Genomic DNA, 21,903 nt, shown 5'->3' with positions numbered 1-21,903 from the left:
GTCCGGTAGCCGCGGTACATACTGGGGGATACTAGGGTGGGGCGGCAGTTCCAAAGAACTGTCGCCCCACCCTAGTGTTTTATTTCACGCGTATTTGAGGTTACTGATTAGTGCAGATGTTCTTAAACCGTCAGGGTGGGGGCGCATCCTGTAGCCATGAGGACAACACGCAGGATGAAATTACAGGCTCCGCAGCACCGAGACGACCTTACCCATAACAGTTGCTTTATCTCCCATAATCGGCTCGTACTGGGAGTTGCGGGGCATCAGCCACGTGTGCCCGTCTACCTGACGGAAAACTTTCACGGTGGCTTCTTCATCCAGCAGGGCCGCCACGATGTCCCCGTTATCGGCGGTGTGCTGTTCGCGAACCACCACCCAATCGCCGTCACAGATGGCGGCGTCGATCATCGAATCTCCTTTGACGCGCAGCATAAAGAGCTTGCCGCTGCCAACCAGCTGTTTGGGGAGGGAAAGCACATCCTCAACGGATTGCTCTGCCGTGATGGGCCCGCCTGCCGCTATGCGGCCTACCAGGGGGATAGGCACCATATCCTCGTCGCTGACTTCAAAGGTAGGCAGTTCCGGAACTTTGGGCGCTTGGGTATTGGCACGTTGTTCGGAGTTTCCTGAGGCGTCCAGCACCTCAATTGCTCGCGGCAGTTTAGGGTCACGGCGAATATAGCCCATTTTCTCAAGTCGCCCCAGCTGGTGCGTCACCGACGAGAGGGATGCAAGGCCCACCATATCGCCGATTTGGCGCATTGATGGGGGATATCCTTTCTGCTCAATCTCGGTGCGAATAGCGTCCAAAATTTTCTGTTGGCGCGGAGTTAGGGCCGGGCGTGGGGTCTCGGGTGCCATGGGTGCCTTCTTTCCTAGACTGCGGCGCCTGCTGAAGCGACTGGTATGTGCGGCGTAGCGCCAATGGAACGATCGTTGATCCTATTTTAGAACAAACTTCCTCAAAAACCAAACATTTATTCTAGATTTCCCGTGAAACTTCGAAGAAATTTTTAGTACACATCTACTAGAATTTGGAATAGAGATTCGATATACTCGGTTCTACCTAAGGAACACATCTTCGAAAGCAGAGGTTTGCTCATGATTGCTCATACATCCAGTGCATGTGTGCAGAGTCTTGCTGATAGCCCGCGTCCGAAGAAACGGGATGATTCGTTACTCGTCCCATCACCACATCAACACCTTTATGACAACCAGCCAGTGAAAGGACTCGTTATGGATACCCAGGCAAGCCCCGCTATTCCTTCCGGTCTAACGGTTATTCACCCCGCCCGACGTAAATCATCGGCGGCCGTGCGACGGCTGGCTCGGGAACGCCAACAGGCTGAACGGGCACGTTCCACGCACCGCGGCGGTTCGGCTGAGAACCCGGCTCAACAGATCTCAGTGACTCAATCACCGCGTGACACTCGAGTACCTCAGCAGCAGTCTGGCGGGCGTATCTTTTCGCCCATTAAATATATTCACAGTCGTTTGGGCCGCAGGGGTATGCTCCTGCTGGGGCTGCCGTTGCTCACACTTGCGGCCCTCATTGTGCTTGGCGCCATCACCCTATTAGCGCCCCAGGGCGCACAGGCTGGAACATCACAACAGACTACGGCAGTTACTAAGGTGGTTACTGTCAAAGCAGAGCAAACCCTATGGGATATTGCTCATGAGGCGGACCCTGAGACAGACCCTCGGGACACGATTGTGCGCATCATTAAACTGAATGATTTACAGAACACCAAGCTTCAGGCTGGTCAACGGCTGGAGGTTCCTGCACGGTAAATAGTGGCTATGCGAAACATATTTTGTGGGTCGGGTGTGCAATAGCACCGTCTCAAAAGACCCTGTACCCTAGAAGTTGTGGGTTCAGTGCCTATGGTACAAAGCGATGAATCGGAGGAATGATGGCGCAGGAACAACCGGTCGTTGCGATCCTGGGGGAGCCTGGCACGTTCGGGGAACTAGCACAGGCTCTTGGACGCGCAGGGGCGCAGGTTCTTGTCACTAAAACCTCTAATGAATTGTTGGACGCTGATGGCATGATTATTCCTGGCCATACAAGCTCTATTGAGACTTATCGCACGGTGCAGTCTTTCGATGCTGAACGTGTGGTGGGGCGTCGTGTGGCTGGGGGACGTCCAGTGCTTTTTGCGGGGGCAGCTTTTGGCATGTTGTTCGAGACAATGGACGATACGACTTCAGCCGGTGCCGTCGAAGTTAAAGGTATGGGGGAGTGGCCCGGGCATGCCTGTAAGCTCGCTGCTGCTGGTGCCCCTCTCGGTGTACAACAGCTGGTGCCCGCACAAGAAAGTTCCCTGCTTCATAATCTGCCTGGAGCGCTGCGGTACAAGGCTGAAGACGGCGTGCTGCGGTGGGAGTTTGAGCAAAATATTGACTATATGAGAGCTCCTGCGGTGAGCTGGACACAGACTACGCCGCCGTACATTGCGGCGGTTGAGAATGGCCCGCTAACAGCAGTGCAGTTTTGTCCTATTGCATCGGGAGAGCCCGGTGAGGAGTTCATGCGCCGGTGGGTTGCCTCATTACCTGTGACGGGGCGGATGTCAGTAGTGGTTGAGAACAACGTTGAGGAGAATTAGTCGTCCATGAACCCAATGTATTCCGGTCTGATACTCATGACTGTGGGAGCCTTCTTCGCGGGTGGGGGAATATCGTTTCGTAAGCAGAAATTACCGTTAGTTGCGCAGGTTATTATGTGGCTTATCGCTCTGGCGCTTTTTGGGTACGGGGCGTATGTAGCTTTTACTTTTGGGTCATAAGGGGCTGCTTATGCACTCTCAGCATTTGGGGAAGCTTCAGCTGCTTCCCGCTGTTGATATTTCTGAAGGGCGGGCTGTACGTCCGGTGGGCGGGCAGCTGTTGGGCACTTCGCAGAGCATTGATCCCGTGGCGGCCGCCATTACCTGGGGTGAGGCCGGTGCTGAGTGGATTCACCTGGTAGATCTTGATTTGGCTTTTGGCCGCGGCACTAATACTTCTGTGCTGGAACAGGTCATAGATGAGGTGCGGGATAGAACCTCCAACCGTATAAAGATTCAGGTAAGCGGCGGCATTAAAGATCACCGCAGCATTGAGTTGGCTCTTAGTTTGAGACCAGATCGTATTAATGTCACCTCAGCGGCACTGGCACAGCCCAGTTGGCTTGAACAAGTTCTTGAGGAACATGGCGAACTACTGGCCCTTGGGGTTGATGTCCGTGATGGTGTGGTGGTTGCCCGCGGCACCGATTGGCGGGGAGACGCATTGGATGCGAGTATCATGTGGCTTGAGCGTGCGGGAGCTCAACGGTATGTTGTTACTGATGTGAGCCGTGACGGGGCGTTATCTGGGCCAGGCCTTGAGCCGCTGCAACACGTGTTGGCGCTGACCGGGAAACCGGTGATAGCTTCTGGCGGGGTGGCAAGCCTTAATGATATTCGTGTGCTGCGTGGTATGACAGCCCAGGGGCTGGAGGCCTTGGTGCTGGGCAAAGCCCTTTACACAGGACGCTTTACCCTTGAGCAGGCGCTACAGGTGGCACACGGTACTGCGGAAGGTGTTAGTGTGCAGGAACAACTGGCGTGGAAACCGCCAACAGAACAGGCAGAAAGCAGCGGCGAATGAGCGACGGAGGGAATCACCAACACCACGGTCCCCTGAGTCTTCACGGCAGGCTCCCGGCCCATATTGCTGCACAGCTACGTAGCGCCGGTCGTAAGACGGACACTGGAGGCCAGCCATGGAAAGGTCGCAACCTTGGCGATGGCACCTCACAGACCCACCAGTTTTATGGGGATAACGGGCTGACAGAACCTGCCCTTGGTGCAGCATTGAAAGCATTTGCAGCGGGTGAGGCGAATGAAACAGCAGTAGTGGATGCTCTTCGTGAGGCCCGGGTATTTGTTCCTGTGGTAGCACAGCTATCTCAGGTACATCTTACAGCTGAGGGGCTGGTCTCAGACAAAGAAACAGATATGGCGCTGGTGAGTATTCAATCACCAGATGGCCGTAGGGCATTGCCTGTTTTTACCTGTGTGGACTATTTGACGCAGTGGCACGCCCAGGCGCGTCCTGTGGCTGCCTCGATGCGTAAAACATCGTTGAGCGCGGTGGAAGATAATAATCAGCTGATCGTGGTGAACCCGGGGCAAGACCCCACATTTGTGGTGCGTCGACCGGCGATTTGGGCTATTGCTAAAGAACAACCGTGGGTGCCGTCATACAACCACGAGGCGGTCTCCCAGGACGTGCGTCAACTTATTCGCCTGATGCCTCAGGTTGAGGATGTGCAGTTAGCGGCAGCGGCGGGGGCTGACTCTCGTTCTGCTAAGGGGCGTATTCTGGCAGGGGGCGGTCATGGGCCAGAACTTGAGATAACGCTGGTGCTGAAACCAGGTATGACCCGGGAACAACTGGACACTACTATCACTGATTTTCAGCAGCGGCTTGCCGCTAGCGAGGTTATCTCGGAGCTAGTGGATTCGGTGCAGATAAAACTTTCACAGGCTTCATAGATAGTGGCTGCTGTGTTGGTTAAGGCGAGCGGCGTTACATCATTACCAGTGTTTAGTGTTTCAGAATTCTTGGCGTGTGGCACATTCTTCCGTGGCGTTAGTTCGGAAACACATGTTGTTAGGCTTCTGCAGCAACAATGTGACCGCTCATGTGGGACTGGTGTACCCATGTACTACTTCGATTATGCAGGGTACAGTATTGAGTTCATCTGCGGTGAAGATACTTATCGTCCCAAAGGCGAGCAGATTGAGGTGTATGCTCCGGAGCTGGTGCTAGATGCGGCTTTGTGCTCCATCCTAACGGTTGAAAAATTTAACCTCAGCCCTTTAAAAAATGCAGCCATTGAGGAGTATTCGGATGGGGACGAGTATGTGATTTTTCTGAGAAATGGGCTGAACCTGTATTACCTCTCTAACGGTGAGCAAAGTTTTTTCTTAGCAAAAATAATAAGCCAGCACGAGCCATCCCGTATTCTGGTGAGAAAAACAATGGCCTCTGCCCGGTAGCACTGCCGGGTGAGATTTACGTATAGTGGTGCTCCACAGCTCACAAGGGTGAATATATTTATTATCTAATTAAATAATTAATGAGTGGAACAAAGGAGTTTGGTACGTATAGGCTGCACTTGCTAATCCATTAAATCTGGAGTCATCCTGATAAAGCAATCATATAAATTTTTACCGATTAGATAGATATTTTGTAATTTTACTTCTTCAGGCATCGGTACACCAAAATCATCAATATAATCCTCTTCATCCCACTCATTTTCATGATCCCAGTAGAAAATTTGCCCAATTCTTTCCCCTTGGGTGCATAGACATATTAAGTCACCGAACTCATTACTTGATATTGGTAGAAAGTTATCCGGTATTCTATTTTTATATATTTTAAGTCTTTCGCTCATCGGGGAGAGTTGTCCACCACCCTTAACAGGTGCTATAAAAAATCCTAACCCGCCGCCACCCCATGCAATATTACCTCCAACAGGAGGAATAGCATCATCCGGGTAACAATATTCAGGAAGGTTGCTGTATGGCGTTAATTTATATTCTTTTATAAATCCCGTTTCCGCACCATATAATTCAAGGTAATCTAAATAGTCAGCAAATTCTTCTCTAGTAATGTCTAAAAATTCAGACATTGTTTCTCGAAGGGTAGGGGCTAGCGGTTCAGATGTAAACCTTGCGACTCCACCCATTTCTTCAACTAAATTTTTAATCCTCATTTTAGTATCTCTTTCGATGATTATACTCAAAGATAAATACTGTAACACCGGGGTGAAGCATCTGTATACCAGTAATGCTTCAAAGGCGATCTTTGATCTGATTACGTTTACCGTATAATATTTCAAAATTATAGCTCAGCGTCGCCTCTATGTAAAGATATTAATTTTCAATCTACCGTGAAGAAATAATTTTACATCTTTAATTCTGGAATTTATGTAGACATCAATAATTCCCCCTCCTCTAAATATTTAATTCAAATATTAAAATATTTCTTCTCATAAGAAATACTTATGCCATTTGCCATAATAATAAAAGAAGAAGATTCTAAATCGGTATTATTAAATCTTAGGAAAAAATGATTTTCTTGTTCCATGGGCAGATAGGTATATTCTTTACTGCTAATAATTTCTGCAGCAGTAGTGTTATTGTCGATATCTATAGTCCATGTTAAACTTCCGGATAAATATTTAGTGTTGTATAGGTCAATATTATAATTGAGATAGTAACTTGGATCGTAGCTGGCAATAATATTTAATTTGGTAAAATCAAATGAAGTGACTTGAAAATCCAGCCAGTCAAAATTTGTTTTTATATGATTATTAAATGTTGCTATTTCATGCTCTATAGATTTTTTCATTCTTTAAATCCCTACTGTGCAGTCACCGTTTCGCATGCATAGACCCATTCTTGCATATCGTCTACTTTTGAACGAAGTCATTCCCTAAAAGTTTTGTTGTTGCTACAGCCTGAAACCTTCAGAAGTCCATATGTGGTATCAGCAGTGATATTGCGAGCTGACTACTAACCCCGTTCTGCAGGCTGCAACTTGCTGTTTAGGCCAAATATTTAATATAACCTTCTGGGTATTTACCCTCCCATGTATAGGGGAAATAACCTTTTAGGTAACATTTCGCCAGTGAATCAATAAAATAGTCAACTTTATCAAAGGCATAATGTTTTATAAGTATTTCTGCATCACGCATTACCTCGTCTATAAAATAAGTATAAATATTATTTTCTGCACCTAAACCAGTAAGCTTTTTATCTATCGAAGCAAGTGTTTTGTCAAGAGACAGACCTATCTTGTCCTTATTACCTGAAGAAAAATATATTTTATTAATATTTTTCATATATTTATCTTTTAAATTCCCATAATATTTCTTGTCAGGTAGACGCTCTGAGAGTTTAATACCTTCAACGGGTTTTTCTAGATCAAGAGTCAGGAAAATATTTTCAATATACTCTATGCCATTTTCCTTTACGGCAACCTCTTCTTCAAGGGGAAGGTTTTTAATACACTGTGAAAAATATGTGAGAAGCTGGGCTTGATTATCCAGCAAGCTGTTCATTTCTACAATCAGGCCTGATCGCCAGTTGGGGACTAGTGATACGAATAAATCAATTATTTCTCTTTTTTGTAATACGCTGATATTTGAGTCTGTAATACTTTTAAAGATTAGGTTCTGTGCCTTTCCTACCTCATTTACTCTGATGTATTTCTTAATTATCTCTAATTTATTCATTTTACTATCCTCTGATTTGATATGTCGGAACTATTTATTAAATTTTAACAGGAAGTGCAGAGCTCTGGTGTTGCCCGTTAAGTCTATCCAGCTGCAGTAGCTGGCGGTACAGGGTGTACTATCGTTGCACATTCTATGAATAGTCTGGTGACGTTTTGAACGATAGGCCGTTTGAGCTACATATTATCCGTAATATATCACTCATAATTTATTGAGAATCAATCCAGTGATTTTTAATTAACCAATGTTTTAAATCATCCATGAAATAAGGGTTTATATCCCTTAGGGATGGAAATCTTTTTTCATATTTTTTCATGGCTTTTGGAAAAAAATTATAAAACTCTTGGCCTATTATTTTACGCTGTGCAGGAACGTTGTTTATATAGGGTTTGTAATCTATTTCTTGTGTGACAATGTCTATATATATAAAATTATCACTTGAATAGTATCTGGCACCGGATTTCCATCCGCTCCAACTGTCTAAACATCTCACGCAAATCCCTATATTTACGGGAAAATTACTAAATTTATTGATTATCTTTTCTATTCCCTCTAGTTCTTCCCTGAGCTGTGAAACATGAGTCCAAGAAGGAGAGTCTGAAGTTGTCTTAAATTCCACGATAAATAATCTTTTATGGATTGCACTTGTTGCTGAAGAGATACTTGTGCGGGGCAACCGCTCGTGTGGAATGCCCCGCGCTTAGAGATATAGGTAACGCAGCGACTGCTGGTTCTGGGTTGAGGTGTTATAACATGCTGCGCAGACTTAGCAGACCGGTCCAGTGAACTTTTCTCCAGGGCCCTGGCCAGGTTCGTCAGGGATAGGGGACGCTTCACGGAATGCCAACTGTAATGTGCGTAGCCCGTCGCGTAGAGGTGCGGCGTGCTGTGAGCCTATTTCGGGTGCAGCGGCTGTAATAAAGCCTGCAAGTGCTGTGATGAGTTTCCGAGCCTCGTCAAGATCTTTGAGGTCCTCAGCGTTCTGTTCGGCACCTAATCCGCATTTGATAGCGGCGGCGCTCATCAGGTGAACGGCTGCGGCGCCAATAATTTCGATGGCTGGAACATCCGCGATGTCGCGCATTTGGGCGTTGAGGGCTTCAAGCTGTTCGGCGTCCAAATCTGTGTGTCCGTGTACCGGTTTGCCGTGCTCCGCCTCGAATGTAAACTTCTGTGTTTCGTTAGTCATGCCTCTAAGAATCTCATAGTTCACAGGGTTTATAAAAGAAATATAGGTCTCTACAGCTCCGCGCTGTGATGGCAGGTGATGCGGGGCAGAACTGGTACTTAGGGGAATCAGGGTGTTGCGCACGAAAGCAGCCAGCGGTTCCCTTGTATTAGGCGGCAGCATGGGGTAAACTCTTGTACTGTTTGCAAGTGGATTGTACTCCCACCCGCATTCACCGGTTCGTACAGTCACCGTAGCGTGGCTAAAGGGACAAAAGTCACTAAGACTACGGTGGTCGGGTTTTAGAACGACCAACCGGTCGTAAGTGTAGCCTCCGCTTGTGACATGCGGGGGCTTTTTAGTTCCCGTCAACGGATATATTCACGGGGAAACCCACTATGTACAGGAGTTAGTCATTAGCGAACCGCGCATTAATGATCGAATCCGTGTTCCGGAGGTCCGACTTGTTGGCCCCGGCGGTGAACAGGTAGGCGTCGTGCCTTTGGCCGATGCCCTGCGCCTTGCAGAGGACGCTGAACTTGACTTGGTCGAGGTAGCGCCGAACGCAAAACCGCCAGTATGCAAGCTGATGGACTACGGCAAATACAAGTACGAAGCGGCTGTTAAAGCCCGTGAGTCCCGCAAGAAGCAGGTTAAAGCCGTTCTGAAGGAAATCCGTTTCCGGCTGAAGATTGATACCCATGACTACGAAACCAAAGTGGGGCACGCACGTCGTTTCCTTTCTGGCGGTGACAAAGTCAAGGCAATGATTCAGTTCCGCGGTCGTGAACAGCAGCGCCCCGAGATGGGTGTGCGTCTACTGGAACGCTTGGCCGAAGAGCTGGCTGAGGTGAGTACTGTTGAGTCTCGCCCCCGCCAAGACGGCCGTAACATGGTGATGGTGCTGGCTCCGCTACGCGGTAAGGCAGAAGTACGCCGTGGACAGGGCGGCGGTGGACGCAAGGGTCGTGAACGTATTGATACGACCAAGGCAGAGCCTGTAACGAACTCGCTGGCGGACGCAATGCCCGCCGAGTTGAAAGCGCAGGCTTCCGCAGAATAGAATTCGGTGGGAACACCCCGCTGGCGCATACATGCGGCGGGGCTATAGTCCTGCGGGTTCTGAGGTATGAATCCTCACTATTTCCGTACCGTGGGGAAAGTGTCCCTTTCCTCAGTAAAACTACCCTGTGCGTATGTGCGGGGGTGATTGTAAGGAGAACGGCAGCTATGCCGAAGCAGAAGACCCACTCTGGTGCTAAGAAGCGCTTCAAGCTCACCGGCAGCGGCAAGGTTAAGCGCCAGCAGGCGAACCGCCGCCACTACCTGGAGCACAAGTCCTCCCGTCTGACCCGTCGTCTGGCATCCGACCAGATCGTGACCGGTGGTCAGGCAAAGGTTGTCAAGAAGATGCTGGGTAAGTAGGCTACCGCTTACTTCTCGCTAGAGGCGGGTGCATTCCCGCACCGACGATGAAAGACTCGCTCCTACAGGCTGGTTCTGAGGCCTTGTAGGACATAAGACGAAGGAGACACACGTGGCACGTGTGAAGCGCGCGGTTAACGCGCACAAGAAGCGCCGTACTATTCTCGACCGAGCATCCGGCTACCGCGGTCAGCGTTCGCGCCTGTACCGTAAGGCTAAGGAACAGGTCACCCACTCGCTCGTTTACAGCTACGACCACCGTCGTAAGAAGAAGGGCGATTTCCGCCGTCTGTGGATTCAGCGCATTAACGCTGCATCCCGTGCGCAGGGTTTGACCTACAACCGTTTCATTCAGGGGCTCAAAGCTGCTGGTGTTGAGGTTGACCGTCGTATGCTCGCTGAGCTGGCCGTAAACGATACCGCAGCGTTTAACGCCCTGGTTGAGATTGCCAAAAACAACCTGCCTGAGGACACCTCCGCGCCGAAGGCTGCATAAAAACAGTTGTTACCCCCCCGTCATGTGCGGGGTAATTAAGAGCTTGAACGGCTGCCGCATATTGTATGCGGCAGCCGTTTTGCTGTACTGTGCCTTCCCGAAAGCATCGCGGAAGTGACGGGCATTGGGAGGGCTTTGCCTGTACTCTTGAAGAGTGAGTTTTCTTGAACGAATCAGTTCCCCAGTGATTATGTCGAACCCTCAGGCCGATCGTGTGCGTGATATTGCGAAGCTACGCACCCGTGCTGGCCGTAAACGGGGACAGTTTTTGGTTGAGGGCCCGCAGGCTGTTCGTGAAGCGCTGCATGCGCACCTGCGCCGCCCGGTGCTGGATGCAGTATACGTGACGGAAGAGGCGTTCGACCGCCACCCCGACATTGCCGAGCTATTAGAAGAGGTGCACGGCACACCCACACCCGAGCAGGGGCGCCGTGTTTTTATGCGTGTGGTGACGGACGACGTACTGCAAGCGATGGCCGATGCTCTCACTCCTCAAGGTATTATTGCGGTGTCGTTTAAACTGGATGCCCCTGCCGGACGACTGTGGGGTGAGGGGGCGCTGAACCCGCGTCTTATTGCGGTGCTTTCACGTGTACAAGATCCGGGAAACGCTGGTACGATCCTGCGGGTGGCTGATGCCGCGGGGGCTGATTTGGTGGTGGCGTCAAAGGGCACAGTGGATTTATATAACCCGAAGACAGTGCGGGCAACAGCCGGTTCGCTATTCCATGTGCCGCTGATTCAGGGTGTTGATCTTGAAGATTTTGCGGAGGACGCCAAATCTCAGGGAATGACGGTTTTGGCCGCTGACGGGTACGGTACGGTGGATCTGCAACAACTGGTGGAGTACTCTCTGGCACGCCCCGCTAATATCGAGACGCCCGTTCCGGCCGGGGTGAAAGGCTCATTCAACTTATCGAAACCAACTGTGTGGTTGTTTGGGAATGAGGCACAGGGGCTTAACAGCGAGGAAAAAGCGGCGTCGTCAATGCGCGTGGCGGTTCCTGTCTATGGGGCGGCTGAATCTTTGAACGTGGGCACAGCGGCGGCCGTGTGCCTGTACGCCTCGGCGATGGCGCAGAACCGCCCCTAGTGAGCGGCATGTATTTAAGTTTTGTTCTGACTGACCGATAGATGGAGAGCTATGTCTGCCAATTCTAGTCATTCCGGTTCCGGCGCGATTATTGCGGCGCTCGTGGCAAACCTGGGCATTGCGGTGCTGAAATTTGTGGCGTTTATTCTAACTCGTTCTTCTTCAATGCTCGCCGAAGCCATTCACTCGGTGGCAGATTCAGGGAACCAGCTTCTTCTGCTAGTGGGCGGGAAAGTATCCCAGCGTGCCGCTGACGAAGAGCACCCATTCGGGTATGGCCGTAACCGCTATATTTACGCGTTTATTGTGTCGATTATTATCTTTGCCCTAGGTGGGCTGTTTGCCCTGTATGAGGGGTACGAGAAATGGCACGACCCGCATGGCATTACCGAGTGGCAATGGGTTCCGGTGGCTGTGCTGGTGGGCGCCATTCTTCTTGAAGGCAACTCATTCCGTGTAGCGGTCAAAGAATCCCGCGAACTGAAGGGAACACAAGGGTGGTTCCGGTTTTTGCGCACCTCAAAAAACCCAGAGCTTCCAGTGCTTTTGTTGGAGGATGCAGGCGCCCTTTTGGGCCTGATTCTGGCGCTCCTTGGGGTGAGCATGACCCTGCTGACTGGTAACGGGCTGTGGGATGCTGCCGGTACTCTGGCGATCGGGGTGCTGCTGGTGGTTATTGCCGTGTTTTTGGCTTCCGAAATGAAGTCGCTGATCCTGGGGGAGGCAGCAACTCCCGAGGATCTGGCGAAGATCCGCGCGGCTATTGAGAACGGTGATTCTGACCGACTAATCCATATTAAGACCGTTCATTTGGGGCCCGAGGAAATTTTGGTGGCGGCTAAGATCCGCATCCACGATGCTGATACTGGTATTACTGTGGCAAACGAGATTGACGAGGCGGAGGCACGGATCCGTGAGGCTGTTCCGGCGGCCCGGGTAATTTATTTGGAACCGGATGTTTATCGTCCTGCGGAGGCATAGAAGCATGATGACGCATTACCCTGTGCAGGTGGTGGGCGCGGCAATTTTCGATTCGCTTCAGTCTCCTACCCGGCTGTTGGTTGCCAGGCGGTCAGCGCCTGAAGCATTAGCCGGGTTGTGGGAATTCCCCGGCGGGAAGGTTGAGCCGGGGGAGTCCTGCGAAAAAGCGCTCGCCCGTGAGCTTGCGGAAGAGCTGGGCGTGCAGGTTCAGCTGGGGCAGGAACTTACGGGGCCGCACCCCCAGGGCTGGGTGCTGAACAATAATGCGGCGATGAGGGTTTTCTTTGCAGAACTCACGTTGGGTGAGCCTCACCCTTTGCAGGACCATAGCGAGCTGCGGTGGCTTCCGCTGGGGTCTGACCATAATGTCTCAGCAGTGCTGAGTTTGGAGTGGATTCCTGCAGATTATCCGATTGTGGAGGCTTTATTGGCGGCGGTACATGCCGTTGGTTAGGTTTTTTATTCCAGCGAGCTGGTGTGTTCTGTCAAATTGTTACGTCGGTTAGCTGTTTTTCCTGCGAAACTGCGGTCAGCAAGCTTGCCCTCGACTGGGGAACGGAAACGTAACAGTATTCAAAAATACATCTTTCTATAGGTAACTTTCCTTTATTTTAAGGGGTCTATTAAAGGTAGTATGAATTATTATGCTGACGGAATGTAGCTAAAAGACAGTCACAGCCGAATCTGTCACCGGAGGCAAAAAAGTGTGTGTAGTGACACATCTCAGCTTGGGAGTCGTGGCACATGGATACTTTAGAGTGTTAATTAGAGAAGGAAACTCTAACGTTATGGTGATAAAGCTATGAACTTTTGGGCCGCATTTACAGGCAACTTCCTTATCGGGCTGCGCGAAGGCTTAGAGGCTGCACTTGTGGTCGGTATCCTCATCGCGTATATCCATAAAACTCAACGAACCCACCTCCTTCCCAAAGTCTGGGCGGGAGTAGCCTTTGCGGTCGTGGTATCACTAGGATTTGGGGCACTTCTCACCTACGGCCCTAAAACCCTCACCTTCGAAGCTCAGGAAGCAATTGGCGGTTCGCTCTCAATCATCGCGGTCGGTTTCGTCACCTGGATGATTTTCTGGATGGCAGAGAACGCCCGCGCGCTTTCCACGGAACTGCACACTAAGCTCGACGCGGTGCAGGGCAGCACCTGGGCGGTCGTTCTTCTCGCAGCCCTCTCCGTTGGGCGTGAAGGGCTGGAAACCACCCTATTTATCTGGTCGGCAACACAAGCCGCAACCGCAGAGCAGGACTCTGCCGATTCCGCACTGCCCGTTTATGGGGCGCTTACTGGAATCATCGTTGCAGTACTCCTCGCGTGGGCTATGATGCGCGGCATTATGAAAATTAACCTCGCCAAATTCTTCACCTGGACTGGTGCGTTCCTCATTATTATCGCCGCAGGTGTACTTTCCTACGGGCTGCATGACCTGCAGGAAGCAAATATTCTCCCCGGGATCAACAACATTGTTTTTGAATCCTACAAATACATTGACCCCGGCAGTTTCCTCGGCACTATGCTAAAAGCGGTCTTTAACCTTTCAAGCACTACCACCTGGATTGAAGCCATTGCCTGGGTGCTGTACGTCGGTATTATCATGACCCTTTTCTTCCGGGTGCAATTGCGCCACCGTCGCGTGCGCCAAAGCAGTGCGCCTAAGAATGTTGCCGCTGCGGCGAACAGTACCCCTGAAAATGGCGGTACTACTACAACACAGCCGCTATCTAACGGTACCCCCTAGATTTTCCCCTGTCCCCAAACAAAGGAAAACACACTATGCGAAAGTCACTTGTTTCCGCAGGCGCCCTGCTGTCGGTTAGCGCCATCCTGCTGACTGGTTGCACCGACAACCCGAAGAATAATGCTAGTTCCTCGAACTCCTCAGGCGGCACCTCAAACGACGGTAATATTTCTGTTACCTCAACTGATACCGCCTGCAAACTATCAACCACCGAAACCAAGGCCGGTAAGGTTACCTTTAAGGTCAAGAACGAAGGTACCAAGGTTACTGAGTTCTATGTGCTTGGTTCTGACGGATTGCGCATTATCTCAGAGGTCGAGAACATCGGCCCCAACCTCACCCGTGAGCTGGTGGTTGATCTGCCCGAGGGGTCCTACAAGACCGCCTGCAAACCGGGTATGGTCGGTGACGGCATTCAGGGAGACTTTAAGGTCACCAAGAACGAGAACGCTAAACCCGTGGCTGAGGACATACAGAAGCTACGCGATACCGCCTCCACCCAGTACGCCTCGTATGTGAAAGACCAAGTTGAGTCTCTGCAAACCAAGACCGAAGAGTTCGCAAAGCTCTACGCAGAGGGCAAGACCGAAGAAGCTAAAGCCAAGTACGCTCTCGCCCGCATTCACTACGAACGTATCGAACCTGTAGCGGAAAAGTACGGCACCTCCCTTGACCAGAACCTGGACGCCCGCGAGGCTGACCTGCAGGAAGGCAAGATCAGCGAGTGGAGCGGCTGGCACAAGATCGAGAAGGATCTGTGGCAGCCCAAGGCCGATAAGAATGACGGTAAGGAGTACACCCCCCTCACGCAGGATGAGCGGAAGAAAGTCGCAGACCAGCTGGTCAAGGACACCAAAGAACTGTACGACCATGTGCACTCCGAGAAGTTCGCGCAAGAGCTGAAGGTTGATGACATCACCAACGGCGCGAAAGAACTGCTGGACGAGATCGTACACACCAAGACCACCGGTGAGGAAGAAAACTGGTCGCACACCGACCTCTACGATTTCCAAGGCAATATTGACGGCGCTAAGGTTGCCTACGAAAACGTACGCCCCATCCTTGAGAAGAAGAATGGCAAGCTCTCCAAGAATATTGAGAGCAAGTTCGCGGCTGTGCAGACTCTGCTCGATAAGCATAAGAGCGGTGACGACTTCAAATCCTACAAGGAGCTCAGCGAAACTGAGGTACGTGAGCTTTCTGACGCGGTGGGTGCACTCGCTGAGCCGCTCTCCGAGCTGACGGCTGCTGTTGTTGACGAAACCGGCAATGACACGTCCACCGAGAATGAATCAGCGGGTGCTTCTGCATCGGCTTCAGCCTCGGCGGGGGCATCACATAGTGCGGGTGCCTCAGGTTCAGCTTCTGCTGGGGCATCAGGTTCAGCCTCGGCTACCGGTAGCTCTGGCGCATCAGCAGGGTCCTCGGCATCAGCAGGGTCTACCTCAGACGATTCGAGCGCCAGCGCGGCAGGCTCAGCCCAGTAACTACAACGGGTACGCAGTTTAGACAGAGCCAGCACTGACGACCCCAGCGGGGTGCAGAAAATCCCACACCACACCCCGCTGGGGTAAGCCGATAACACCGCATCAACACACACGCATGGCCCGTATTCCATAACTGAAACCCATTAGGGAGAAACCACATGCGCGAAGAAAATTACCCGGTGCCCCCAACAGATCAGGACACCACACCGCACGGAACTAACCGTCGTGCCCTCCTAACCGGTACCGCACTGACTGCTGTTGGTATTGCCGCAGCAGGTACACTCGCCAGCTGCGCTACCGAGCAGAAGCAGAACGACAGTAAAGATAATAAGAGTCAGGAGGTGAAAGATACCCACTCTTTCTTTGGGGAGCACCAGAGCGGCATTTCCACCGAAGTGCAGGATCGTATGTACTTTGTGGCTCTCACCCTCAAAACAACCGATAAAGAAGAAATCAAGAAACTTTTTAAAGACTGGACTGCCGCTTCCCAAAAGCTCATGGCTGGTGAAGTTGTGGGGGATGTCTCCACTTATGAGGCCCCGCCGAAGGACACGGGAGAAGCCTACGATCTTTCTGCCGCGCATCTGACTCTCACCTTTGGGCTCGGCCGGTCGTTCTTTGTCGATAAGGATAATAAGGACCGTTTTGGGTTTAAAGATAAGCTGCCTGCTGCGCTCGTCAATATCCCTAAAATGTCCGGTGATGCCCTTGACGATAAACGCAGCGGCGGGGACCTGTGCATTCAGGCGTGTGCCGATGACCCACAGGTGGCCTTCCACGCCATCCGTAATTTAATCCGTATTGCTGCGGGCCGGGCCGTGGTGCACTGGAGCCAGCTAGGGTTTGGGCGCACCGCATCGACTTCTACGAGTCAGGTGACGGCACGTAACCTTTTCGGTTTCAAAGACGGTACGAACAACCTCAAAATCCAAGAGCCGGAGCTGCTGAAGAAACATGTGTGGGCTTCCTCCGAGAACTCTGAGGGAAACCCCGACTGGATGAACGGCGGCACCTACCTCGCAGCACGCCGCATCCGCATGATTATTGAAACGTGGGACCGGTCCCGCCTGCATGAGCAAGAAGATATTATTGGGCGCACTAAAGTATCAGGCGCGCCGCTCTCAGGCGGAGAGGAATTTACCACCCCAGATTTCAATATGAAGGGTAAAAACGGCCCTATCATTCCCGATGATTCGCATATGCGGCTCATGCACCCGAACCAAAATAATGGTGTTCAGATGCTACGCCGCGGGTTTAACTACACGGATGGCTCCGACGGACTTGGACACCTGGATGCTGGGCTGTTCTTTATAGCGTTCGTCTGTGACCCGCGCACCCACTTCATCCCGCTTCTAGATACCATGACCCAGTCCGATGCGCTCAGTGAGTATCTTAAACACACCGGCAGCGCCGTTTTTGCGGTACCTCCCGGTATTAAAGACGAGAACGATTTTATCGCTTCTGGGTTGTTCTAAACCGCTGAGTATGCTTCTGATGGGCGCCCGGTACCAAGACGGTATCCGGGCGCTTAGGGGTCAGCGGTGTTTCGATAACCGTGGTCTGAACTATTGGGTTCTTCAGGACTTTATCGGGCATGGGAAAGGGGAGGAACTTCGTACTAAGGCATTTTAAAACAGTGATGTGGTATGCCTTGGCGGCGCGGTTTATTGTGATGTTCGGCTGAAAACCTTCGGCGGTGCGCGTCTAATTTGACTGCCACACCGCCAACGGTACTATTGAGTTAAAAATCACATACATATGGGAGACAATGATGACTGCTCAACCCCCCTCGTACGACCCGCAGAATTTTAGGAGCGACGCCGTTCCTTCTGATACGCAAGCCATTTATATTCAAGAAGGCGGAGACTCTGCAAGCAACCTTTTTAATCTGCCTTCTAAACATCCTAAAATTCTTCGTCTACAAGAAATTATGATTGTGTCGGCGATTATCTGTTTTATTCATGGGCTCATCTCGGCATTTGCGCCGGGTAACGCTAAACCTCTTGAGGGACTGCCTGAATTCGGGGTTGCTGGCGGCATTGGGTTGCTTGTTGTTTCGGCTGCCGTTTATCTCACCGTCTATTTCATGGTGCAAAACGGTAACCGGCTGGGCCTGACAATTGGGCTTATCTTCGCAATTTTGGGCGGGCTGATCGCTATTATGTCCCTTCTAGGTAACATTCTTGATACTCAACGCTACGGTTTTGTGCCGCTCTACGCTGGCTGGTTTATTGCCAATGTTCTGTGGATTCGCGCCGCTTTCGACCCGGCAGTGAAAGCTGCTCTCAAGTAGGTTTCCGTAACTTTTCGGCTGCACCGCGAAAGTAGCCTGCAAAACCGGCCGCACCCCGCCAACTGGGATGCGGCCGGTTCCTATATGTACTCTTCGTGCTGCAAAGCAGAAACGTGAGAGGGGCAAACGGTGAAAGAGCCCTCCAACTGCACTAAAATAGTAAGGATGGGCAGGCCCCTCAAACTTGTAGGGTGCGCCCCTAACCTCAGGAAGAACGCAGAGAAGAGTAGCAATGACCGATCCCGTGCAGGAGACCGAGAACGTGCCTGAATCGGCGCATACCCTCGCCAGCATCGCACAGATTCTCAATGAAAACCCCGAAAGTGGGCTTGAGATTGTGCGCGCCGCCTTTGACGCTGAGCGCGAGCGCGCACTGACCGCCCTCCGCGAACGTGCCAAAGATTTTGAATCGCTTAAAACGGTGCGCCTAGGCTTTTTCGGTGATAAGGGGAGCATGAGCTTGGCAAACAAGCAAATGCGTGACCTTCAGAATCAGCACAAGGGACCCGTGGGGAAACTGCTGGGGCAGGCACGTGCGGCGCTCACCGAGGCTATTGAGGCGCGTACTGCTGAACTGGAGGCCGAGCGCGAGGCGCGCATCCTAGAGGAAGAAGCAGTTGATGTGACAGCGGCTTCAGCGCGGCGTTCGCTGGGTGGGCGGCATCCTGTGGCGCTCATGCAGGAAAAACTCACCGATATCTTCGTAGGTATGGGCTGGGAAGTCGCTGATGGGCCGGAGCTGGAATCTGAGTGGTACAACTTTGATGCCCTGAATATTAAGCCTGACCACCCGGCACGCGATATGCAAGACACCTTCTATATCGAGCCACGAGAGGCACATTTGGTACTGCGCACCCACACCTCCCCGGTGCAGATGCGCGCCATGCTTACCCGTGAGCTGCCGTTATACGTTGTGTGCCCCGGTCAGGTGTACCGTACAGATGAGCTGGACGCCACACACACACCCGTATTCCATCAGATTGAGGGGCTTGCGGTTGATAAAGGCCTGACGATGGCTGATATGAAAGGCACTCTGGAGTATATGGCCCGCGCCATGTTTGGTGAGGAAGCTAGGATTCGTTTGCGCCCGAACTTCTTTCCCTTCACCGAGCCTTCCGCTGAGCTAGATTTGTGGCACCCGAACGCCAAGGGTGGCCCGCAATGGATTGAATGGGGCGGTTGCGGCATGGTAAACCCCAATGTGTTGCGTGCGGCCGGGATCGACCCCGAAATATATTCGGGGTTCGCCTTCGGCATGGGTATTGAACGTACCCTTATGTTCCGTAATAACGTCCCCGATATGCATGACATGATTGAGGGCGACATTCGTTTCTCTGAGCAGTTCGGGATGGAGATTTAAAACAATGCGAGTACCCCTATCATGGTTGCGTGAGTTCGCGCCTGTTCCTGAGGACGCGACGGCTGAAGACGTACTGGACACCCTCGTGAAGGTTGGGCTGGAAGAGGAGGCTGTGCACCGTCCGGCCGATGAGATCTCTGGCCCTATTGTGGTCGGTCAGGTGCTCTCGATAGAACCTGAGACGCATTCTAACGGTAAGACTGTGAACTGGTGCCAGGTGCGTGTTGTTCCTGAGGGGCAGCAGCAGACTCTCACCGGTAAAGGTATCGAAGAATCCGGTGTGCAGGGCATTATCTGTGGCGCCCACAACTTCAAGGTCGGCGACAAAGTTGTGGTGACCCTCCCCGGTGCCGTCCTACCCGGAAATTTCGCTATTACCGCCCGTAAAACCTATGGGCACAAGTCTGCTGGTATGATTGCCTCCACCCGCGAGCTGGGTATTGGTGAGGACCACGGGGGTATTTTGGTGCTCTCCACCCTGGGACTCGATCCGGAACTTGGGTCAGATGCGCTGGAGCTTTTGGGTCTGTATGACGAAGCAGCCGAGGTTAATGTGACTCCTGATCGCGGATATGCGTTTTCGATTCGCGGTATTGCCCGTGAATACGCGCATGCGACCGGAACTTCTTTCAACGATTTTGTTCTGGAATACGGCGCTCGCGCCCCCAAAGCGAACTCCGAAGGCATTCCGGTACGCCTGGAAGATTCTGCACCAATTCACGAGAACCCTGCAACCATACGCTTCGTCATGCGCCGGGTTAATGGTGTGGATGCGACCGCGCCGGTACCCACGTGGATGGCTTCGCGTTTGCGTTTAGCGGGCGTGCGTTCTATCTCGCTGCCGGTAGATATTTCCAATTACGTGATGCTTGAGACCGGTCAGCCGTTGCACTTCTATGATGCCGATAAGGTACAGGGAGAAATCGTGGTGCGCCGAGCAGTCGCAGGGGAGAAGCTGACGACTTTGGACGGCGTTGAACGCGATCTGCATCCAGAGGACATCGTGATTACCGATGATTCCGGCGTTATCGGTCTTGCTGGTGTCATGGGCGGTGCTTCTACCGAGGTTACGGCTGAGACGAAGAATATTCTGATTGAAGCGGCGCGTTTCGATGAAGTATCTATTGCGCGTACTGCCCGCCGCCATAAGCTGATTTCTGAGGCTTCGAAGCGGTTTGAGCGTGGGGTAGACCCACAGATTCAGCAGGCGGCAGCGCAGCGGGCGGTCGAGCTACTGACTCAGCTGGCCGGTGGTACAGCTGATGCTGGGGTGACCGATGCGGCTCTGCCGTATCACCCCGTAGTAATTGATCTGCCTTCCGGGTACACCGCTGGCCGTATCGGTGTGGACTACTCACAGGAGCAGATTGTTGCGTGCCTGAGTGAGATCGGGTGCGACGTTGAAAAAACTGGGAACGGTTATTCTGTGACGGTTCCTTCGTGGCGTACCGACCTGCTGGCGAAAGAGGACTTGACGGAGGAGATCGCCCGGATCGACGGGTACGATAAGATTCCTTCGTCTTTGCCGGTGGCACCAGCCGGGCGCGGGTACACCCCCGAGCAGTCGATGCGCCGCCGTGTTGTGGACGCACTTGCCGCGTCCGGTATGACTGAAGTTTTTGCGTACCCGTTTGTTTCAGCGGATGAAAACGCCCGCTGGGTTGCACCTGTGGCGGGGGAGCAGGTCGCTTCGGTGCGTCTGGTAAACCCGATTTCTTCAGCGCAGGGGTGGATGCGCCGCTCGCTGCTGCCGGGGCTGGTAGGGGTGCTGAAGCGTAATCTTTCGCGTGGGTTTAAGAACCTGGCGATTTTCGAGGCTGGACGTGTGTTTATTCCGCGCCCCCAGCACGGCTCGGCATTGAAACCGCCCTTGGGGCAGCGCCCCAGTGATGAAGTGTTGGCTGAGCTAAACGCCGGTATTCCCGAACAACCAATTCATATGGGTGGCTTGTTCACCGGCGCTGAACACGACCCGATGCCAGGCACGCAGGCACGCCCCTATGATTGGCGCGATGCATTGGATGCGGTGCGTCTGATTGCTGATGCTGTGGGCGTGGAACTGGTGATCGTGCAGGGCACACACCAGGCGTTCCATCCAGGGCGTACTGCGCGCCTGTGCACCGTTGAAGGCGAGACGGTCGGGTTTGCTGGTGAGCTTCATCCTAAGCTTTTGCAGACTGAGAACTTACCTGAACGTACCTGTGCGTTCGAGCTGGATTTCACTGCCCTATTGGATGTGAAAGCCCCTGCGCCGCAGGCAGCCCCGATATACGGCTTCCCCGCCGCCACCCAGGACGTTGCTCTGCTGGTGGATGCGTCGGTACCTGTCGCCGAGGTTTCTCGTGCGCTGCGTGAGGGCGCTGGCGAGCTTTTGGAGGATATTAGGGTGTTTGACGATTACCGCGGTGCGGGTATTGAGCCGGGGAAGAAGTCCTTAGCATTTGCGCTTCGGTTCCGCGCTCCTGACCGCACCCTAACGGCTGAAGAGGCAAGTGCGTCCCGTGAGGCGGCGGTAGCTGTTGCGACGGAACGTTTCGGTGCTGTAGCGCGCGTATAGGACTGATTTCGGTGCTGCTG

General features: G+C 52.3%; 24 protein-coding genes. 18 read left to right on the top strand and 6 right to left on the bottom strand.

All coding sequences use genetic code 11. The features are described from left to right. Nucleotides 1-180: 180 nt before the first annotated feature. A complete protein-coding gene (lexA, locus tag I6I94_RS02940; protein WP_023132823.1) occupies nt 181-864 on the bottom strand; it encodes a transcriptional repressor LexA in 684 nt (227 codons plus the stop codon). A 375-nt stretch (nt 865-1,239) separates the two neighbouring features. Here lexA and I6I94_RS02935 point away from each other — a divergent pair, with 375 nt between their 5' ends. The 6 genes from I6I94_RS02935 to I6I94_RS02910 all read left to right on the top strand — a co-directional run bounded on the left by I6I94_RS02935 (nt 1,240) and on the right by I6I94_RS02910 (nt 5,033). Continuing rightward, the gene (locus I6I94_RS02935) at nt 1,240-1,794 is read left to right on the top strand and encodes a LysM peptidoglycan-binding domain-containing protein (RefSeq protein WP_037233172.1); all 555 of its coding nucleotides are present in this window, start codon (nt 1,240-1,242) and stop codon (nt 1,792-1,794) included. Nucleotides 1,795-1,913: 119 nt separating this feature from the next. Next, entirely contained in the window at nt 1,914-2,612 is a 699-nt protein-coding gene (locus I6I94_RS02930; RefSeq protein WP_232018633.1) for a type 1 glutamine amidotransferase family protein, read from the top strand. A gap of 6 nt (nt 2,613-2,618) precedes the next feature. After that, the gene (locus I6I94_RS02925) at nt 2,619-2,792 is read left to right on the top strand and encodes a hypothetical protein (protein ID WP_023132820.1); all 174 of its coding nucleotides are present in this window, start codon (nt 2,619-2,621) and stop codon (nt 2,790-2,792) included. Between the two features lie 10 nt (nt 2,793-2,802). After that, nucleotides 2,803-3,636: a HisA/HisF-related TIM barrel protein gene (locus tag I6I94_RS02920; protein WP_128087599.1), complete on the top strand. Its 834-nt coding sequence runs from the start codon at nt 2,803-2,805 to the stop codon at nt 3,634-3,636. Then, nucleotides 3,633-4,526, top strand: coding sequence for an SseB family protein (locus I6I94_RS02915; protein ID WP_236588913.1), 894 nt, complete (start codon nt 3,633-3,635; stop codon nt 4,524-4,526). The genes I6I94_RS02920 and I6I94_RS02915 overlap by 4 nt, the downstream gene beginning before the upstream one ends. A gap of 12 nt (nt 4,527-4,538) precedes the next feature. Further along, nucleotides 4,539-5,033, top strand: a complete 495-nt coding sequence (locus I6I94_RS02910) for a hypothetical protein (protein WP_201620857.1) — start codon at nt 4,539-4,541, stop codon at nt 5,031-5,033. A 122-nt stretch (nt 5,034-5,155) separates the two neighbouring features. On the opposite strand, the gene I6I94_RS02905 is transcribed toward I6I94_RS02910, so the two are convergent. The 5 genes from I6I94_RS02905 to I6I94_RS02885 all read right to left on the bottom strand — a co-directional run bounded on the left by I6I94_RS02905 (nt 5,156) and on the right by I6I94_RS02885 (nt 8,465). Continuing rightward, entirely contained in the window at nt 5,156-5,752 is a 597-nt protein-coding gene (locus tag I6I94_RS02905) for an SMI1/KNR4 family protein (RefSeq protein WP_201620856.1), read from the bottom strand. Nucleotides 5,753-6,006: 254 nt separating this feature from the next. Then, on the bottom strand, nt 6,007-6,390 hold the full coding sequence (locus I6I94_RS02900) for a hypothetical protein (protein ID WP_201620855.1): 384 nt from the start codon (nt 6,388-6,390) through the stop codon (nt 6,007-6,009). A 196-nt stretch (nt 6,391-6,586) separates the two neighbouring features. Then, nucleotides 6,587-7,276 (bottom strand): hypothetical protein, encoded by a 690-nt coding sequence (locus I6I94_RS02895; protein ID WP_201620854.1) that lies wholly within the window; start codon nt 7,274-7,276, stop codon nt 6,587-6,589. 208 nt (nt 7,277-7,484) lie between these two features. Beyond that, nucleotides 7,485-7,895 carry a hypothetical protein gene (locus I6I94_RS02890; RefSeq protein ID WP_201620853.1) on the bottom strand — a complete coding sequence of 137 codons (411 nt, stop codon included), beginning with the start codon at nt 7,893-7,895 and terminating at the stop codon, nt 7,485-7,487. A gap of 147 nt (nt 7,896-8,042) precedes the next feature. Beyond that, on the bottom strand, nt 8,043-8,465 hold the full coding sequence (locus I6I94_RS02885; RefSeq protein WP_023132813.1) for a DUF1844 domain-containing protein: 423 nt from the start codon (nt 8,463-8,465) through the stop codon (nt 8,043-8,045). 394 nt (nt 8,466-8,859) lie between these two features. Between I6I94_RS02885 and infC the strand changes: the two genes are divergently transcribed. The 12 genes from infC to pheT all read left to right on the top strand — a co-directional run bounded on the left by infC (nt 8,860) and on the right by pheT (nt 21,883). Continuing rightward, complete coding sequence (gene infC / locus I6I94_RS02880; RefSeq protein ID WP_037233162.1) at nt 8,860-9,507, top strand: translation initiation factor IF-3; 648 nt, start codon at nt 8,860-8,862, stop codon at nt 9,505-9,507. 167 nt (nt 9,508-9,674) lie between these two features. Beyond that, nucleotides 9,675-9,869, top strand: coding sequence for a 50S ribosomal protein L35 (rpmI, locus tag I6I94_RS02875; protein ID WP_004006287.1), 195 nt, complete (start codon nt 9,675-9,677; stop codon nt 9,867-9,869). Nucleotides 9,870-9,981: 112 nt separating this feature from the next. Continuing rightward, complete coding sequence (rplT, locus tag I6I94_RS02870; protein WP_006888986.1) at nt 9,982-10,365, top strand: 50S ribosomal protein L20; 384 nt, start codon at nt 9,982-9,984, stop codon at nt 10,363-10,365. Between the two features lie 190 nt (nt 10,366-10,555). After that, complete coding sequence (locus I6I94_RS02865) at nt 10,556-11,458, top strand: TrmH family RNA methyltransferase (protein WP_236588912.1); 903 nt, start codon at nt 10,556-10,558, stop codon at nt 11,456-11,458. A gap of 51 nt (nt 11,459-11,509) precedes the next feature. Continuing rightward, the gene (locus I6I94_RS02860) at nt 11,510-12,439 is read left to right on the top strand and encodes a cation diffusion facilitator family transporter (RefSeq protein WP_037233154.1); all 930 of its coding nucleotides are present in this window, start codon (nt 11,510-11,512) and stop codon (nt 12,437-12,439) included. A 4-nt stretch (nt 12,440-12,443) separates the two neighbouring features. Beyond that, nucleotides 12,444-12,893 carry a (deoxy)nucleoside triphosphate pyrophosphohydrolase gene (locus I6I94_RS02855; protein ID WP_128087604.1) on the top strand — a complete coding sequence of 150 codons (450 nt, stop codon included), beginning with the start codon at nt 12,444-12,446 and terminating at the stop codon, nt 12,891-12,893. Between the two features lie 348 nt (nt 12,894-13,241). After that, a complete protein-coding gene (gene efeU, locus I6I94_RS02850) occupies nt 13,242-14,186 on the top strand; it encodes an iron uptake transporter permease EfeU (protein WP_128087605.1) in 945 nt (314 codons plus the stop codon). A 35-nt stretch (nt 14,187-14,221) separates the two neighbouring features. After that, nucleotides 14,222-15,673, top strand: coding sequence for an iron uptake system protein EfeO (gene efeO / locus I6I94_RS02845; RefSeq protein ID WP_201620852.1), 1,452 nt, complete (start codon nt 14,222-14,224; stop codon nt 15,671-15,673). 158 nt (nt 15,674-15,831) lie between these two features. Further along, a complete protein-coding gene (gene efeB / locus I6I94_RS02840) occupies nt 15,832-17,148 on the top strand; it encodes an iron uptake transporter deferrochelatase/peroxidase subunit (RefSeq protein ID WP_128087606.1) in 1,317 nt (438 codons plus the stop codon). A gap of 296 nt (nt 17,149-17,444) precedes the next feature. After that, nucleotides 17,445-17,966 (top strand): ABC transporter ATPase, encoded by a 522-nt coding sequence (locus I6I94_RS02835; RefSeq protein WP_236588911.1) that lies wholly within the window; start codon nt 17,445-17,447, stop codon nt 17,964-17,966. A 232-nt stretch (nt 17,967-18,198) separates the two neighbouring features. Beyond that, a complete protein-coding gene (gene pheS / locus I6I94_RS02830; protein WP_128087607.1) occupies nt 18,199-19,326 on the top strand; it encodes a phenylalanine--tRNA ligase subunit alpha in 1,128 nt (375 codons plus the stop codon). A 4-nt stretch (nt 19,327-19,330) separates the two neighbouring features. After that, on the top strand, nt 19,331-21,883 hold the full coding sequence (gene pheT / locus I6I94_RS02825) for a phenylalanine--tRNA ligase subunit beta (protein WP_201620851.1): 2,553 nt from the start codon (nt 19,331-19,333) through the stop codon (nt 21,881-21,883). The last annotated feature ends 20 nt before the right edge of the window (nt 21,884-21,903 follow it).

The sequence above is a fragment of the Rothia aeria genome, from assembly GCF_016726365.1.
GTDB lineage: Bacteria > Actinomycetota > Actinomycetes > Actinomycetales > Micrococcaceae > Rothia > Rothia aeria.
The sequence above is the reverse complement of the archived record's forward strand: the minus strand, read 5'-3'. Positions and strand labels throughout refer to the sequence as shown.

Bases quoted from the DNA above. Each gene is read 5' to 3' on its own strand.
- pheS (WP_128087607.1), top strand. From the start codon at position 18,199: ATGACCGATCCCGTGCAGGAGACCGAGAACGTGCCTGAATCGGCGCAT.
- I6I94_RS02835 (WP_236588911.1), top strand. From the start codon at position 17,445: ATGACTGCTCAACCCCCCTCGTACGACCCGCAGAATTTTAGGAGCGAC.
- I6I94_RS02915 (WP_236588913.1), top strand. From the start codon at position 3,633: ATGAGCGACGGAGGGAATCACCAACACCACGGTCCCCTGAGTCTTCAC.
- I6I94_RS02895 (WP_201620854.1), bottom strand. From the start codon at position 7,276: ATGAATAAATTAGAGATAATTAAGAAATACATCAGAGTAAATGAGGTA.
- I6I94_RS02935 (WP_037233172.1), top strand. From the start codon at position 1,240: ATGGATACCCAGGCAAGCCCCGCTATTCCTTCCGGTCTAACGGTTATT.
- I6I94_RS02900 (WP_201620855.1), bottom strand. From the start codon at position 6,390: ATGAAAAAATCTATAGAGCATGAAATAGCAACATTTAATAATCATATA.
- I6I94_RS02930 (WP_232018633.1), top strand. From the start codon at position 1,914: ATGATGGCGCAGGAACAACCGGTCGTTGCGATCCTGGGGGAGCCTGGC.
- I6I94_RS02855 (WP_128087604.1), top strand. From the start codon at position 12,444: ATGATGACGCATTACCCTGTGCAGGTGGTGGGCGCGGCAATTTTCGAT.
- I6I94_RS02865 (WP_236588912.1), top strand. From the start codon at position 10,556: ATGTCGAACCCTCAGGCCGATCGTGTGCGTGATATTGCGAAGCTACGC.
- I6I94_RS02925 (WP_023132820.1), top strand. From the start codon at position 2,619: ATGAACCCAATGTATTCCGGTCTGATACTCATGACTGTGGGAGCCTTC.
- I6I94_RS02860 (WP_037233154.1), top strand. From the start codon at position 11,510: ATGTCTGCCAATTCTAGTCATTCCGGTTCCGGCGCGATTATTGCGGCG.
- efeU (WP_128087605.1), top strand. From the start codon at position 13,242: ATGAACTTTTGGGCCGCATTTACAGGCAACTTCCTTATCGGGCTGCGC.
- efeO (WP_201620852.1), top strand. From the start codon at position 14,222: ATGCGAAAGTCACTTGTTTCCGCAGGCGCCCTGCTGTCGGTTAGCGCC.
- I6I94_RS02885 (WP_023132813.1), bottom strand. From the start codon at position 8,465: ATGACTAACGAAACACAGAAGTTTACATTCGAGGCGGAGCACGGCAAA.
- I6I94_RS02920 (WP_128087599.1), top strand. From the start codon at position 2,803: ATGCACTCTCAGCATTTGGGGAAGCTTCAGCTGCTTCCCGCTGTTGAT.
- lexA (WP_023132823.1), bottom strand. From the start codon at position 864: ATGGCACCCGAGACCCCACGCCCGGCCCTAACTCCGCGCCAACAGAAA.
- I6I94_RS02905 (WP_201620856.1), bottom strand. From the start codon at position 5,752: ATGAGGATTAAAAATTTAGTTGAAGAAATGGGTGGAGTCGCAAGGTTT.
- efeB (WP_128087606.1), top strand. From the start codon at position 15,832: ATGCGCGAAGAAAATTACCCGGTGCCCCCAACAGATCAGGACACCACA.
- rpmI (WP_004006287.1), top strand. From the start codon at position 9,675: ATGCCGAAGCAGAAGACCCACTCTGGTGCTAAGAAGCGCTTCAAGCTC.
- pheT (WP_201620851.1), top strand. From the start codon at position 19,331: ATGCGAGTACCCCTATCATGGTTGCGTGAGTTCGCGCCTGTTCCTGAG.